Here is a 14,714-nt window from a genome sequence, read left to right on the forward strand (position 1 = left end):
AAATAATCGGAAAAGAATGATGAAGACGGAAATGATCCAGCTGGCCGGCGACGTGCCGGGCAACAGCATCGAACTGCGCGTTCTGCGTTTCGAAGGCAAGAATGAAAAGGCTGCGACAGCCTATCTGCAATCGTCCTTGCACGGTTCGGAATTGCCCGGACAGGCCGCGCTGCATTTCCTCGTTCCCATGCTGGAAAAGGCCGAGAGGGAAAGCCGCGTCGCCGGCAACATCACTGTCGTCCCGCAGGCCAATCCGATCGGCTCTGCACAGTGGCTATCGCATCAGCATCTCGGCCGCTTCGAATATTTCTCCAACGTCAATTTCAACCGGTCCTTTCCCTTGCTCGAGACGTTCGACACGTCCGGTCTTGCACAAGTCGATGCGCCGAAAGCCCTGGCCGAGCGGCTGAAAGCCCAGCTCCTGCGTCTGGCACTGCCGCATGAAATCGTGCTCGATCTGCACTGCGACGATGAAAGCGAGAGCTACCTTTACATCCACCGGGCTTTTCTGCCGGAAATGTACGATCTTGCTTCGGCGCTGGGCTCGACGGCGATCCTCTCCTGGGACAGCACGGCCGACGCCGCGTTCGAGGAAGCCTGTGCCCATCCCGTCTTGCAATTGCCCGAGGCCCAGCGAAAGGCTCGCGCGGTAACGACGGTCGAGTTCCGCGGACTGAACGACGTCGATATCGAAACCGGCAGGGCCGATGCCGAGGGCCTCTACCGGTTTTTGGTGCATCGCGGCGTTATTGTTGATCCAGGCGTCGAGCTGAAAGTAGATTTCAGCGGCCCTGTGACACCGCTGGAAAATGTCGAAATGATTCGCGCGCCGCAGGGCGGTATGATTCTCTTCCATGTCGATGTCGGCGCCGAGGTGGAAGCCGGTGCCAGGCTGGTCACGGTGGTAACGGTCCCCGGTGATCCGGACGGCGACATCACTCTGACCGCACCCCAGGCGGGCCGGATCCTTACCCGCCGCAGCCATCGTTATACCAGGCGCGGCGATGACCTGATGAAACTGCTGGGCACCAGGCGTTCCGACAACGCCAGGCCCGGCTCTCTGGAGGCTCGATGAAAACCGCCCGCTCATCGCGCATCCGCGGCATTCTTTTCGACAAGGACGGCACGCTGGTTGACTTCAACCGCACCTGGTTCGGCATCACCATGGAACTGGCGCAGAAGGCGGCGGATGGCGATGAAGTTCGGGCGCGGGCGCTGGTCGAAGCTGGCGGTTATGATTGGGAAATGGAAAAGTTCCGCGGCGGTTCGGTCGTCGCTGCCGGAACCATCCATGACATTGTCGATCTCTGGCATCCTGAACTGACACTCGAAGAAAAGCGGGCACGTATCCGCGATTATGACGACTACGCCGTGCGTGAAGGCTCGCGCCGCGCCGTCGGCATTGACGGCCTGCAAGTAACGCTGGAAGCCCTGGTCAAGCAGGGCTTTGTGCTCGGCATCGCCACGAATGATTCGGAAGCGGGTGCGCGGGCCACCGCCGAAGCGCTCGGCCTGACGGCATTGTTCAGCGTGATCATCGGCTATGATTCCGTAGCGCGCGCCAAGCCCCACGCCGATCAGCTGCATCTGTTTGCCGCCAGGACTGGTCTGGCGCCTGCCGCCATCGCCATGGTGGGCGATAATGCCCATGATCTTGAGATGGCCCATGCTGCGGGCGCGGGCCTTGCCGTTGGCGTGCTCTCCGGCAACAGCACGCTCGACGACCTTGGCCCGCTCAGCGATGCCATTCTTGGCTCGATCGTTGAACTGCCGCAGTATCTGGCGCATCGGGAGAGTTCCGCACCCGCGTAAGCCGTCAATTGCCATGATGACAATGATTTGGATGCTTGAAGCCATTCATGGTGCTATCAATTCGCTATCATCATAGCTTGAAGCGAGGGCAGCATGGATAGTCAGGGTTTTGCCGTTGGAATAGCCGACGTGGAGGCTGCCGCGACGCGGCTGGAAGGTCAGCTTGTACGCACCCGGCTCATTGAATCCGAGGCCTTGAACGCCCGTTACGATGCACGCATCCTCTTCAAGCCTGAATGCCTGCAGCGTACCGGCTCGTTCAAGTTTCGCGGCGCCTATAATCGGATCAGCCAGTTCACCCCGAAGGAGCGCGAGCGTGGCATCGTGGCGTTTTCCTCAGGTAACCATGCGCAAGGTGTCGCCAGTTCCGCCCGGCTTTTCGGCATCAGGGCCGTCATCATCATGCCGAGCGATGCACCGCAGACCAAGATCGCCAATACCCGGTCCTACGGTGCGGAAGTTGTCTTTTTCGACCGCTACAGCGAAAGCCGCGAGGCGGTGGCGGTACCATACATTGAAGAGCGCGGCATGGTTCTGGTGCCGCCCTATGATGACCCGTCCATCATGGCGGGGCAGGGCACGATTGGTCTTGAACTCATTGCCGAAGCCGGGGAACGCGGACTGGCGCTTGACGATGTCTTCGTACCAAGCGGTGGTGGCGGTCTCATCAGCGGTATTTCGGTTGCCGTCAAGGCGGGCTCGCCGCAAACGCGCATTTGGGGTGTTGAGCCGGAAAATTTCGATGATCTGCGCCGCTCGCTCATTGCCGGCGAACGCGTAACCAACGAGACGGGTCACCGTTCGATCTGCGATGCGATCCTCACGCCGCAGCCGGGCGTGCTGACCTTCCCGATCAACAAGCACAATCTTGCGGGCGGCATCGCCGTTTCCGACAGCGCGGTCAGGGCCGCCATGCGTGATGCCGCCAACCATCTGAAGCTGATTGTGGAGCCGGGCGGATGTGTCGCGCTTGCAGCGCTGGCGGCTGGTGAGGTCGATATCAGGGGCAAGACCGTTGCGGTGGTTCTTTCCGGCGGCAATGTGGATCTCGACATCTATGGCGGGCTGATCGCGGCTGCTTGAACTATGGTCGCAAGTGGGGAGAAACAACGGAACTGTCATCATATTGTTACTCTGCCGTCATAGCGGGTCGATACGGTTGAAATCCGTTCTCCCAGCCAGATAGCCAGAGGTAAGCGCCATGAACGACCAATCTCAGACATTCCGCACCAGCCTGCTCGAGGAAAATGACGGTCCCGGCCACAACCCGACCGACAATGCCACCATGGGCGAACTCATTGCCGCGCGGTTTTCGCGCCGCGGCTTCCTGAAGGGCTCGCTTGCCGTTTCCGCCATTGCCGCAACCGTAAGCCCGATGGCGTTGATGCTTGCCGATGACGCGCGCGCCGGGAGCAAGTCGGCCTTCACTTTCGAGGAAGTCGAGGCAGGTATTGACGAGAAACACCATGTCGCTGCCGGCTACGATGCGGATGTGCTTCTACGCTGGGGCGATGCACTCTTTCCGGATTCGCCAGAGTTCGATCCTTTGAACCAGACGCCGGAAGCCCAGGCCAAGCAGTTCGGCTACAACAATGATTATGTCGGCTACATTCCGATCGACGGTTCCTCCGAGCATGGCATCCTCGTCGTCAACCATGAATACACCAATGAACATCTGATGTTCCCCGGCATCGTCAAGGTTGTCGAGGGCAAGCTTGAGGTTGCACCGGCAGACCAGAAGCGTGTCGATATCGAGATGGCTGCCCATGGCGGCACCGTCGTCGAGATCAGGAAGACCGGCGGCAAGTGGCAGGTCGTCAAGGACGGCAAGCTTAACCGCCGCATCACCGCCAATACGGAAATGCAATTGTCGGGTCCCGTTGCCGGGCATGACCGCGTCAAGACCAATGCCGATAGCTCCGGCAAGAAAGTCTTCGGCATGATCAATAATTGTTCAGGCGGCGTCACACCTTGGGGCACCTACGTTTCGGGCGAAGAAAACATTCACGGCTATTTCCTCGGAAAACTGCCGGAGGACAGCAAGGAAGCCGCCAATTACAAGCGCATGGGCATTCCGGAAGGCGTCTATGACTGGGGCAATTTCCACGACCGCTTCGATCTGTCGAAGGACCCGAACGAGGCCAACCGTTTTGGCTGGGTGGTCGAGATCGATGTGAACGATCCCAATTCCATTCCGAAGAAACGTACGGCCATGGGCCGTTTCAAGCATGAGGGTGCCGATTCCATCGTCGCCAAGGATGGCCGTGTCGTCTTCTATCTCGGCGATGATGAGCGTTTCGATTACGTCTATAAATTCGTCACCGCCAGCAAGTTCAATCCGGATGACCGCGCCGCCAATCTCGATCTTCTCGATGAAGGCACGCTCTACGTCGCCAAATTCGATGTCGACGGCACGATCGCCTGGCTGCCGGTCGTCTTCGGTGAGGGCCCCCTGACCGAGGCCAATGGATTCCGCTCGCAAGCCGACGTCTTGATCGAAACCCGCCGCGCCGGCGATTTGCTCGGCGCGACCAAGATGGATCGCCCTGAAGATATTGGCCCGAACGGCGTCAATGGCAAAGTCTATGTCATGCTCACCAACAACACCAAGCGCAAGGACGACCAGGTCGACCCAGTCAATCCGCGCGCCAAGAACGCCTTCGGTCATATTGTCGAGATTGCCGAGGAAGATGGCAATTTCACTGCCACCAAGGGCAAATGGGAAATACTGCTGAAATGCGGTGACCCGTCCGTCGCCGATGTGGGTGCTTCTTTCTCCACCGACACGACGAAAAACGGCTGGTTCGGCATGCCCGATAATTGCGCGGTCGATGCGGATGGCCGTCTTTGGGTTTCCACCGACGGCAATTCGCCGAAGGAAACCGGGCGCACCGACGGCATCTGGGCAGTGGATACGGAAGGCGCAGCACGCGCCACGTCGAAGCTGTTCTTCCGTGTTCCCGTAGGCGCCGAAATGTGCGGCCCGCTCATGCTGCCCGATATGGCAACGATGATGGTTGCGGTCCAGCATCCCGGCGATGGCGGCGAGGATTGGAAGCCCTTCGGCCGTCCCTCCTACTATGAGGACCTTTCGACCCGCTGGCCGGATTTCAAGGACAACATGCCGGTGCGTCCGTCGGTCCTCGCCATCACCAAAAAGGGCGGCGGCAAGATCGGGGTTTGAGTGCACGAACAAGAGCCCCGGCTTGTGGGATATTCCCACAAGCCGGGGCTCTTTTGTCATTGGGCTGCAACTCGTTTCACAGTCACGCATGAAACCACGCCGGCCCGAGGGCAAGCGCCGTAGTGCGATGGCATCAATGATTGACGATCAGCTGGTTGTCCTCGTCGCCAGCGGACTTGTTTGCCCCTTCATTGCTGCCAAAGGCGACACCACCACCGGCCCCTCCCAGCATACCTGCCTGTGACAGCGCAATCTCCGCCAGGCGCTCGTCACGCCCGAAATTCTGCAACTCGATATCGGTGATCGCCACCTTGCCGCTTTCCTTGGGGAAAGCGAGTTTCAGTTCTTTGAGGTGTGCAAGGTCTACTCCCTCAAAGGCTTGCAAGGGGATGGCGACCATGTTCAGGAGGATTTTCACCTCGCCGTTGGCGTAGGGTGCGTCGGTCGGGTCGTCCAGCATCGGCAAGTCCTCTTCTTTGGGTGTGGTTCCACCCTTCTTTCGCTTCGGTGCGTTGTACAGTGCGTCGCTGAAATTGCTCGCATCGACCGTCGCCGACTTGCCGGCCGTGTCGGTAAGTGTGACCTCCACTTCCTGACCCAGCGGCCATACCACTCCAATGCGGAAGGTAAGTGAATCATAGTCCTTGGCGGAAAGGTCCTTGAGTTCGGTGACGATCGAGGCGTTCGGCTTCGACCAGGGGAGTTCCGCATGGTCCGCAATTGAGAGGAGGCCCTTGATGGCAATCCCAAAAGTATCAACTTTCCATGCGAAGCCCGGCAGACGTGTGGGTGCGCAGTTTCCTCCCGCGTTGGCAACGGAGGGCATGATGCACCGTGCGGTAGCATCAAAGTCTGAAAACGTAATGACGCCGCCGATGAGGCTGCGCCTGAGACTGTCTGCCCATTCGAAACGCTGGATCAGCTGACGCCCAGACTCGGCCTTCTGGACGGTCAGCACAATGCGTTCGTCGCAAGGGCCTTTGCCAGATGGACAGGCCTGTTCGGGCAACTGTGCCAGGCCGTTCCACCATGATGCGAACTTTTGCTCGCCTCCCACATGATAGCGCATGAACGAATTGATGATGAAAGTGCCGCCTCTGCGTTGATCGTCCGAGGTGAGCCTGATGGAGTCGGTGTTTGACGTGAGGCAATAATCAGGTCCTCTGCCTCTACCGAAGTCGTCGCTGGGCCAATGTGTATTGTAATAGTTGTGGTTGGCGCCGTTCACCATGATCTGATAGCGCGGTGCCGTATAGTCGGAACGGCCGAAGCGATTTCGGTCATAGGTGGAAGAACCCTGAAGGTTGCGCATGTCGCCATCGCAGGACGGCAGCAATGTGGCCACTGGCACATCGCTCAACCCGTTACTGCCGCCAAAATCCGTCTGCGCCAACAAAAAGGCTCCTTTGAAACTATACGGCGGGGGAACGTTCTCGTTTCCACTGCCGGCGGCGTAATAAATGTTGTATTTCGCGATCGCTGCTTTGAACCTGGTCTCATCTATGCTGGCCGTTGCGCTGCCAGCGGCGGGTATGACAGCTGCTGAAAGATCGGGATAAGCGGTTCTAAAGCCGGACGGTTGAGCCAGGAGAGCCGTCCGCAGATCCGCTTCCGTTACGCCGCTGCGGGTTTCGTTAAACAGTATGGCCGTGGAAACGCCTTGGCCACCGCGCGAATGGCCCATGACGCCGATACGAGTGAAATCGAGTTTGCCTTTCAGATCATTAAGAGGTCCAGGTTTACCGTCTTTGTCCACCTGACCATTCTCGTCGATCTGGCGCAGGCGATCCAGTGTGCCGAGTACGAGTTGGGCACGCGACTGGCCGGAAGAGTTGTCCCACCCCGCCTCATTGATAATCCTAGCGTCAATTGACAGAACCACATAGCCATGTGGTGTCAGATCCTCCGCGAGATAGTTGTATCCTTGAAAACTGTGTTCGGTCGTTGAGTCGGTGTGTTGCCCATGAAGGAAAACAATGACCTTATACCGCTCTGTATCGAGCGAGGAATCGAGTTTCTTTTCAGGATAGCGTATCCAGCCCTTGATCGGGCTGATGATGACTTTGCCGCCAGTAAAGGCGGCTGAGTCGGCACTATGCATTGTTACGACGTTCCCGAGATCATAGTCAAATGTTGGTGATGATTCAAACGTCTGGCCTCCCGCTGTATCCGGCGCTATCTCGATAAAGCGGGTGGCACTTTTGCTTGCGGCTTCAAGCGCGTTAACAATCGGGTTCGGCTCACCGCCTGTCGTAACCGGCGGGCTCGGATCTGTATTGGGAACGATCTTGACTTCGCCGGTCACCGGCTCGTTCGGTACCTTGGTATCGTCGCTCGTCGATGGCTCGGTTCCAGAAAATGTTGATTCCGGGTTCGTTTCGGAATCGCTGCCATTGCAGCCTGCCAAAACGGCAAGCAGTACGCCAAACAGACACGCGCTGCGCGTGCCGGATTTCACCCATTGCATCATCTTGAAAACTCCTTGGGCCAATGCCCTCAAAATAAATAATAAAAACAACGAAATCTGGCTTGTGGGCCGATCCGTAACGCCGGACCTGCTCACAAGCTTGCAATTTCAAAAGCAAGGGCTGTGCCAGAAAGCGCGATCTTGGCCTAAAGACTAAATGGTGCCGTCCTCCCAATCGAAAGCCGGTTCGCTCAGCTGCCGCGCATGATCGCGCACATCCTGCGGCCAGCCTTCGGTCAGGTCGGTGAACTGCTGGACGTTTCCGGCATAAAGCGCCCGCGCCACTTCTTCGTAGTGCGGCTGGTTGCCGGCCATCGCCATCATGAAGCGGTCGGCGGCTTCCTGCGCCTGCCGCTTGGCGGTGCGCCCGCTAGTTGCGTTGCGTGCCGCATCCACCAGCTTGCGTAACGTAACGGAAGCGCCGCCCGGCTGGCTGTTCAGCCAATCCCAGTGCCGCGGCAAAAGCGTTATTTCACGTGCCGTAACGCCAAGTTTCGGCCGCCCCGGCTTGCGCGGCTCGCTATTGCTCAGCCGCGCCACGATCTCCGCATCGCTGCCGCGCAGGTCGAACTCGACCTGCCGGCCAGTCGCGTCGTCGAAGATCAGGATCGTCTCGTGGGTCTCGCCCGCGTGCTTCACGCTGAGCGCCACTTGGGCGCGTGTCCCGCTGGCAATCTTGCGCGTGCCCTGAAAGGCCGTGCACTTCGTCTCTATATCGTCCATCGCGCTCACTCGCTGCTCAATCCAGGCGATAATTTACCCGGATATAACCCTATCGTCAATATACCCGGATAAAATTATTATGGGCGATTGTCGCGAGCGCCGCGTGTCGCCCTTCCAAAACGCCCCGAAATGCTCTATGTGGCGCGCATGAGCACTCCACTAGATCACATCCGTAATTTCTCCATCGTCGCCCATATCGACCATGGCAAATCCACCCTTGCCGACCGCCTGATCCAATCGACCGGCGGGCTGGAGCAGCGCGACATGAAGGAGCAGGTGCTCGACTCGATGGATATCGAGCGCGAGCGCGGCATCACCATCAAGGCGCAGACCGTCCGGCTCAACTACAAGGCCAACAATGGCGAGGACTATATCCTCAACCTGATCGACACGCCCGGCCACGTCGATTTCGCCTATGAGGTCTCGCGCTCGCTCTCCGCCTGCGAGGGTTCCTTGCTTGTCGTCGATGCCTCGCAGGGTGTCGAGGCGCAGACGCTGGCCAATGTCTACCAGGCCATAGACAACAACCACGAGATCGTCGTGGTTTTGAACAAGGTCGATCTTCCCGCCGCCGAGCCGGAGCGTATCCGCGAGCAGGTCGAGGAAGTCATCGGCATCGATGCGAGCCAGGCCGTGCTGATCTCCGCCAAGACCGGCCTTGGCATTCCGGATGTGCTGGAAGCCATCGTCAACCAGCTGCCGCCGCCGCGCGAGGGCGACCGCACCAAGCCGCTGAAGGCCATGCTGGTCGATAGCTGGTACGACGCCTATCTCGGCGTCATCGTCCTCGTGCGCATCATCGATGGCGTGCTGAAAAAGGGCCAGACCATCCGCATGATGGGCACCGGCGCCAAATATCCGGTCGAGCGCACCGGCGTGTTCACGCCGAAGATGCTCGCCGTCGACGAGCTCGGACCCGGCGAATTCGGCTTCATCACCGCTTCGATCAAGGAAGTCGCCGACACCCGCGTTGGCGATACCATCACCGAGGACAAGCGCCCGACCGATACGATCCTGCCCGGCTTCAAGCCGGCGCAGCCCGTGGTTTTCTGCGGCCTTTTCCCCGTCGATGCGGCGGATTTCGAGGATCTGCGCGCCGCCATGGGCCGCCTGCGCCTCAACGACGCCAGCTTCTCCTATGAGATGGAAAGCTCCGCCGCGCTCGGCTTCGGCTTCCGCTGCGGCTTCTTGGGGCTCCTGCATCTCGAGATCATTCAGGAACGGCTGGAGCGCGAATTCAACCTCGATCTCATCGCCACCGCGCCGAGCGTCGTCTACAAGCTCAACATGACCGACGGCACCCAGCGCGAGCTGCACAATCCCGCCGACATGCCGGAAGTGATGAAGATCGCCACCATCGAGGAGCCGTGGATCCGCGCGACGATCCTCACCCCCGACGATTATCTCGGCTCCATCCTCAAGCTCTGCCAGGACCGCCGCGGCATCCAGATCGACCTGAACTATGTCGGCAAGCGCGCCATGGTCACCTATGACCTGCCGCTCAACGAGGTGGTGTTCGATTTCTACGACCGGCTGAAGTCGATCAGCCAGGGCTATGCCTCCTTCGACTATCACCTGTCGGATTACCGCGAGGGCAATCTGGTCAAGATGTCGGTGCTGGTGAATGGCGAGCCGGTGGATGCGCTGTCGATGATGGTGCACCGCGCCGCCGCCGAAAAGCGCGGCCGCGACCTTTGCGAAAAGCTGAAGGACCTGATCCCCAAGCACATGTTCAAGATCCCGATCCAAGCGGCCATTGGCGGCACGGTGATCGCGCGCGAAACCATCTCGGCCCTGCGCAAGGACGTGACGGCCAAGTGCTATGGCGGCGACGTCTCGCGCAAGCGCAAGCTGCTGGAAAAGCAGAAGGAAGGCAAGAAGCGCATGCGGCAGTTCGGCAAGGTCGAAATCCCGCAGGAAGCCTTCATCCAGGCGCTGAAGATGAGCGATAATTGAGGGCCATGGCCCTCAATTCCCTGTCTTTATGACCCCGATGCGCCTCGTTCATCAGTTCCTGATCGGCAGCCTGATCCTGTGCAGCGCGGCGGCGTGCAGCACGACCGCGCCGCGCACCCCGCCCGCAGCCATGCCCATCACCCAGGGTGACCAGCCCGAACCCCCGACGCCCGGCATCAAGCCGCTGACGGTGGAACAGGAAGAGCAGGTCGGGGGGTGAGGCCGACAAAGCGCGATGGCTTCATACGTCCCACAGTTTAATCGGGCAGTGCATCGTCTTCTTCCAGAACCGACTGTTGCGCCTGTAGCAACCTGATCAATTTTCCAATTTCTCTTGGTCCCAGATCTCGATTTGATACAATGCGAACTACAGTATCGCTACCCAGTTTGCTACGCATCCATTCGGTTTCGTCCGCTACGACTACCCCAATATTTGCTCCAGTTAGATTTCGGTGCGAAGAATGAGAAGGTTCACCGAAGGGCTTTTGACCTTGCGAAATCGAGTTCGCCGTTTCGCTTGCAAAAGGCACTTCCGATGTAACCGTCTCCTCATACTCAACAGTATCCGAGATGTCTGGAGCCGTTATACCCGCAAACAACAATGCGTCTCGATAGGTCTGGATCACCTCGGACGCCGAAGCTTCACTGTAGGGAGCTTCGCCGTTGTCGACGCGATCAAACAACAAGTGATTTCGGAGCACAGAATCCGAAATCTTGTCGGGACTGCCGAAGCGTTCCCATAGCTCTTTGTGAATACTAGGCATAAGGGCTGAAGTCCTTATCGCTTGCTTGCGTTTGTCCGACTCTGGATCCGTGTCCTGAATGATGCGACGCGCAACGTCCGTAAGCTGAAATTTTCTCGATTTTCCCGTGCCTTGGTCGGAGAGCAGACTATACTGTATTAACGCAGCCGCACTTTTCAACAGGCCGCCACTCTCAACTGATAACTGCCATGCATCTGCTAAAACGGATATCCCGGCCGCATAGTGATTGGCTTTACGAAACAATTGCTCAGCCCTCTCTATTGCCTTTGGTAGAGTAAGAGAAGGATAGGGCGGGCTACGAAAGCGCTTGCGAACGTCAGTATTCTCGTTATTCATGGCCTTCTCCGAAAAGATTTTATTGCAAGTTACAACACCTGTAGCTGAAATATAGCACTATTATAGCTTGACATCAAGGATTGAATATGCGACAATGAAATTATAAGCAGGAGTTTCAGCAATGGGCAGAGCAGTAGCCGCTTGCGAATAGAGCGCCGTCGTAAGGGCAGTAACAAAAAGGGTCACAGAACACGTCGACTGATCCTCGACTGCAATGTGACCCGTGGTGTCAGTGGACAAGCCCGAATCCGCTGGACGGAATACTAAGATTGTCGATTTGTCTGAACCGTTTGCATTCAGAGAATCGCATTTCTCGGTCTCCGTTTCAAGAGGGTAATTTTTGAGTGAAAGGATTTGCCATGAACGACAACGGCAAACCAAGCTACAAACTTGCCTTCGAAGATGCGGTCATGAACTGGCTTCGTCATTGGGATGGTGAGTTCCAAAACCGCATTGCAGCAAGCTTCGACGTCAATCCTGGTCGCGTGAACGAAGTTCTAAAGGAACGAGCTCACGTCGGGAGCAAGGAAGAAGCACTTAAGAAGCGTGCTGCGTGAAACCCCGCCAACGCTTCCGAGCGTTGGCATCTCATCTCATCTCATCTCATCACTCTAACGGAGATTCAAATGGCTACAAACCCACCTAAGGGGGACGGTCATCGGAACGGCGCCGTTCGCGACCGTTCGCAGACCTTAAACCCTAAGACAGAAACATGGACAAAACGCGACTCAGATACTGGTCGCTTTATGGACGGTAAGAAAGGCGGCACGCCCTTCAAAGGTGTACGCAAAGAGAAGTAATGTTCTCGGTTATCCTCGGGTCCGCCCGAGGATAGCAATCATCGCAGGTCCACATACCAGCCATGCAGTTATTGCACTGCACAATACCCACACTCGCGCCTATCTTATGCCTGTTGAAACAGTGCCATAAGGGAACAGGCCATGAGCTTTCTGATTGATTTTGCCACGCGCAGCCGCCGCAACAATGACAGTGCCTATCGCGAAGCCCTGGCCATGCTGCAGGGCATGAGCGCGAGCGACCGTGCCGATATCGGCATCAAGCAGGCGGATTTCGCCCGCATCGCGCGCGAGATGTCGCGCCGCTGAATTTTGGGTGCTTTGCCGAGCGCATATCGCGGATCGTAAAGCACTCGGCTCTCCATGCATCGTAGAGCACCTCCGTCTCCGTCCATCGTAAAACACCACCCTTTCCGTTCATCGTAAAACACCCCCCTTTCCGTCATCCTCGGGCTTGACCCGAGGACCCACGGCAAAGAAGCGCGAGTTCGCCACCGCGCAACGCATTCCAGAGAATTACCTCTCTCAATGGCACACCAGCGCTGACACTCCGCTGGATCTCGTCGAGTTTTGTCGAAATGATAACGCTTCTTTGCCGTGGGTCCTCGGGTCAAGCCCGAGGATGACGGCGAGTGAGGTGCGCCGGGATTATCGGAAAGGGAGGAGGTGCTTTGCGATATACGGGAGGTGTGTGCTGCAGGATGACAGAGAGGGACGTGCTCTTGGATTATCGTAGATCGCTTCGCTCGCCGTTTATCGTAAAACGCCACCTCGTCATCCTGAATGCACCTTTCCATCTATCGTAGAGCACTCGGCTCTCATGTATCGTAAAACACCTCCCTCTCCGTTCATCGTAAAACACCCCCCTTTCCGTCATCCTCGGGCTTGACCCGAGGACCCACGGCAAAGAAGCGCGAGTTCGCAACCGCGCAACGAATTCCAGAGAATTACCTCTCTCAATGGCAAGCACACCAGCGCTGACACTCCGCTGGATCTCGTCGAGTTTTGTCGAAATGATAACGCTTCTTTGCCGTGGGTCCTCGGGTCAAGCCCGAGGATGACGGAAAGGGAGGTGCGCCGGGATTATCGGAAAGGGAGCGCGCCTCAGGATGACGGAAAGGGAGGTGCGCCAGGATTATCAGAAAGGGAGGTGCGCCAGGATCAGCGGAAAGGGAGGTGCGCCTCAGGATGATGGAAAGCGAGGTGCTCTACGACATACAGAGAGGCGATGCTTACGATGAAGGAAAGTTGAAAATACGCCATTCGTTGAATTTACCCGGGCGCCGTTTGCAATTCAAAATGCAGCATGTCCGGCTACGTTTATATCCTCGCCAACCACAAGCACGGCACGCTGTACATCGGGGTCACGTCCGATCTTGCCGGGCGCATGTACCAGCACCGCGAGGGGTACACGCCGGGTTTTGCATGGAGATACGGCTGTGCGCGGCTGGTCTGGTATGAAGAGCACGGGTTGATCGTAGACGCTATCCAGCGCGAGAAATCGCTGAAACGCTGGCATCGCCAATGGAAGATCGAACTTATCGAAAGCATCAACCCAAATTGGGAAGATCTTTACGCTACACTCTCGTAAACTCCATCACCCAGTTGGTTTCCCAGGTTTCGCCGCCATCCTTTGAAAACGCCTGCGCCCACAGCGGCATGTCGGGCGAGGGCGTCCACAGGAAGCGCACGCGCACCGGCACGCCGTCATCGGTGTCGTCGCCGTAGAAAACCCCCTTGCCATTGTCGAAATGGCCGATGATCGGCGGAAACATCACATTGCTGCGGCTGTCGGACCAATTCAGCGACCATGACCCGTCGCGCGGGTTGAACAGGCGCACCGTCAGCCCGGCAAAACCCTGTGACGGCATATCCATTTCCTCGATATTCGCCGTGCCATACAGCGCCTTGCGCACGCTCGACGTGGCGTGGAACTCATCCCATTCGTCAGATTGCTTGAACCGCTCCTTCAGCCGCAGGTTGCGGATGTTCCAGTCGCCGATGAGAAAATCGAAATCCGCCGCACTGCCAAGTGTCTGTATCTCCGCGTCCATCGCTAGTCCTCCCGCGCACCATTCTGCGTGCTTTTCGTGGATGAATATAGCGCAGGGCTCCTGACAACCTTGTGTCAGGAGATGTCAGGAGGAGAGGGGAGTTTTGGGTGCGTTGAGTGCGGCTTTCTCTCCCTCTGTGGGGGGCCGAAGGCGGGCGAGACCAGTGGTCGCCCCGGTAGCGATTTCGGCATCTTAGCTCTTGCTAAGTGCCAGAAATCGCAAGAGAGGGGATATGCTTCACTAAACTACCCCCTCACTTGGATTTTCTAAGGATTTAGCGAGGGCTAAATCCAAGAAAATCCTTTCTCTCCCACAAGGAGAGAGATAATCGGTATCGGCTGTGGGTGCCGAACTTGTCCAACCACGCGCAGTGCCCTTGCACGAAAATAATCGTGGCTGTTTATCCACGCCCCTCAAACCTCGGTTATTCTATCCCCGTCCTTTCCATGGGGAGCTGCTTCCGGAGCCGTTCGAAAGTGGGGAAGGACAGCGTGTCAGCGGGCGGGCAACGGACCCAAGCGCTGGCCGACCTGTTCGTCTTCGGAGGTCAATCTGCGCATTTTAGGCAGATATTGCCTCCATTGTTGACGCCAACGCCAATCGTGCGGACACTGCACCGAC

General features: G+C 57.8%; 13 protein-coding genes. 9 read left to right on the forward strand and 4 right to left on the reverse strand.

The features are described from left to right. Positions 1–19: 19 nt before the first annotated feature. From CU103_RS03240 to CU103_RS03255, 4 genes are all read left to right on the forward strand, one after another. On the forward strand, positions 20–1,075 hold the full coding sequence (locus CU103_RS03240; protein WP_106662443.1) for a M14 family metallopeptidase: 1,056 nt from the start codon (positions 20–22) through the stop codon (positions 1,073–1,075). Then, positions 1,072–1,812, forward strand: a complete 741-nt coding sequence (locus CU103_RS03245; RefSeq protein WP_106662444.1) for an HAD family hydrolase — start codon at positions 1,072–1,074, stop codon at positions 1,810–1,812. Before CU103_RS03240 ends, CU103_RS03245 begins: the two co-directional genes overlap by 4 nt. 93 nt (positions 1,813–1,905) lie before the next feature. Then, positions 1,906–2,895, forward strand: coding sequence for a threonine ammonia-lyase (locus tag CU103_RS03250; RefSeq protein WP_106662445.1), 990 nt, complete (start codon positions 1,906–1,908; stop codon positions 2,893–2,895). A 118-nt stretch (positions 2,896–3,013) separates the two neighbouring features. Continuing rightward, a complete protein-coding gene (locus CU103_RS03255) occupies positions 3,014–4,996 on the forward strand; it encodes a PhoX family protein (RefSeq protein ID WP_106662446.1) in 1,983 nt (660 codons plus the stop codon). A 133-nt stretch (positions 4,997–5,129) separates the two neighbouring features. Here CU103_RS03255 and CU103_RS03260 read toward each other — a convergent pair whose 3' ends face one another. Both CU103_RS03260 and CU103_RS03265 read right to left on the reverse strand, forming a co-directional pair. Further along, on the reverse strand, positions 5,130–7,466 hold the full coding sequence (locus CU103_RS03260) for an alpha/beta hydrolase (protein ID WP_106662447.1): 2,337 nt from the start codon (positions 7,464–7,466) through the stop codon (positions 5,130–5,132). 150 nt (positions 7,467–7,616) lie between these two features. Next, entirely contained in the window at positions 7,617–8,186 is a 570-nt protein-coding gene (locus CU103_RS03265; protein WP_106662448.1) for a DUF2239 family protein, read from the reverse strand. Between the two features lie 147 nt (positions 8,187–8,333). Here CU103_RS03265 and lepA point away from each other — a divergent pair, with 147 nt between their 5' ends. Both lepA and CU103_RS03275 read left to right on the forward strand, forming a co-directional pair. Next, positions 8,334–10,142, forward strand: coding sequence for a translation elongation factor 4 (gene lepA / locus CU103_RS03270; protein WP_106662639.1), 1,809 nt, complete (start codon positions 8,334–8,336; stop codon positions 10,140–10,142). Positions 10,143–10,179: 37 nt separating this feature from the next. After that, positions 10,180–10,362 (forward strand): hypothetical protein, encoded by a 183-nt coding sequence (locus CU103_RS03275; protein WP_162707263.1) that lies wholly within the window; start codon positions 10,180–10,182, stop codon positions 10,360–10,362. Between the two features lie 37 nt (positions 10,363–10,399). Here the strand turns inward: CU103_RS03275 and CU103_RS03280 are convergent, their stop codons facing one another. Then, positions 10,400–11,242: a hypothetical protein gene (locus tag CU103_RS03280; RefSeq protein ID WP_106662450.1), complete on the reverse strand. Its 843-nt coding sequence runs from the start codon at positions 11,240–11,242 to the stop codon at positions 10,400–10,402. Between the two features lie 359 nt (positions 11,243–11,601). Here CU103_RS03280 and CU103_RS03285 point away from each other — a divergent pair, with 359 nt between their 5' ends. From CU103_RS03285 to CU103_RS03290, 3 genes are all read left to right on the forward strand, one after another. Beyond that, on the forward strand, positions 11,602–11,799 hold the full coding sequence (locus CU103_RS03285) for a hypothetical protein (RefSeq protein WP_106662451.1): 198 nt from the start codon (positions 11,602–11,604) through the stop codon (positions 11,797–11,799). 384 nt (positions 11,800–12,183) lie between these two features. Further along, positions 12,184–12,348, forward strand: a complete 165-nt coding sequence (locus CU103_RS31285) for a hypothetical protein (RefSeq protein ID WP_170116981.1) — start codon at positions 12,184–12,186, stop codon at positions 12,346–12,348. 997 nt (positions 12,349–13,345) lie between these two features. Then, positions 13,346–13,630 carry a GIY-YIG nuclease family protein gene (locus tag CU103_RS03290; RefSeq protein ID WP_106662452.1) on the forward strand — a complete coding sequence of 95 codons (285 nt, stop codon included), beginning with the start codon at positions 13,346–13,348 and terminating at the stop codon, positions 13,628–13,630. Here CU103_RS03290 and CU103_RS03295 read toward each other — a convergent pair. After that, positions 13,617–14,093, reverse strand: a complete 477-nt coding sequence (locus CU103_RS03295; protein ID WP_106662453.1) for a hypothetical protein — start codon at positions 14,091–14,093, stop codon at positions 13,617–13,619. The two genes, CU103_RS03290 and CU103_RS03295, sit on opposite strands and share 14 nt — an antisense overlap. Between the last annotated feature and the right edge of the window lie 621 nt (positions 14,094–14,714).

The sequence above is a fragment of the Phyllobacterium sophorae genome (assembly GCF_003010965.1).
Lineage (GTDB): Bacteria > Pseudomonadota > Alphaproteobacteria > Rhizobiales > Rhizobiaceae > Phyllobacterium > Phyllobacterium sophorae.

Bases quoted from the DNA above. Each gene is read 5' to 3' on its own strand.
- CU103_RS03240 (WP_106662443.1), top strand. From the start codon at position 20: ATGAAGACGGAAATGATCCAGCTGGCCGGCGACGTGCCGGGCAACAGC.
- CU103_RS03245 (WP_106662444.1), top strand. From the start codon at position 1,072: ATGAAAACCGCCCGCTCATCGCGCATCCGCGGCATTCTTTTCGACAAG.
- CU103_RS03250 (WP_106662445.1), top strand. From the start codon at position 1,906: ATGGATAGTCAGGGTTTTGCCGTTGGAATAGCCGACGTGGAGGCTGCC.
- CU103_RS03255 (WP_106662446.1), top strand. From the start codon at position 3,014: ATGAACGACCAATCTCAGACATTCCGCACCAGCCTGCTCGAGGAAAAT.
- CU103_RS03260 (WP_106662447.1), bottom strand. From the start codon at position 7,466: ATGATGCAATGGGTGAAATCCGGCACGCGCAGCGCGTGTCTGTTTGGC.
- CU103_RS03265 (WP_106662448.1), bottom strand. From the start codon at position 8,186: ATGGACGATATAGAGACGAAGTGCACGGCCTTTCAGGGCACGCGCAAG.
- lepA (WP_106662639.1), top strand. From the start codon at position 8,334: ATGAGCACTCCACTAGATCACATCCGTAATTTCTCCATCGTCGCCCAT.
- CU103_RS03275 (WP_162707263.1), top strand. From the start codon at position 10,180: ATGCGCCTCGTTCATCAGTTCCTGATCGGCAGCCTGATCCTGTGCAGC.
- CU103_RS03280 (WP_106662450.1), bottom strand. From the start codon at position 11,242: ATGAATAACGAGAATACTGACGTTCGCAAGCGCTTTCGTAGCCCGCCC.
- CU103_RS03285 (WP_106662451.1), top strand. From the start codon at position 11,602: ATGAACGACAACGGCAAACCAAGCTACAAACTTGCCTTCGAAGATGCG.
- CU103_RS31285 (WP_170116981.1), top strand. From the start codon at position 12,184: ATGAGCTTTCTGATTGATTTTGCCACGCGCAGCCGCCGCAACAATGAC.
- CU103_RS03290 (WP_106662452.1), top strand. From the start codon at position 13,346: ATGTCCGGCTACGTTTATATCCTCGCCAACCACAAGCACGGCACGCTG.
- CU103_RS03295 (WP_106662453.1), bottom strand. From the start codon at position 14,093: ATGGACGCGGAGATACAGACACTTGGCAGTGCGGCGGATTTCGATTTT.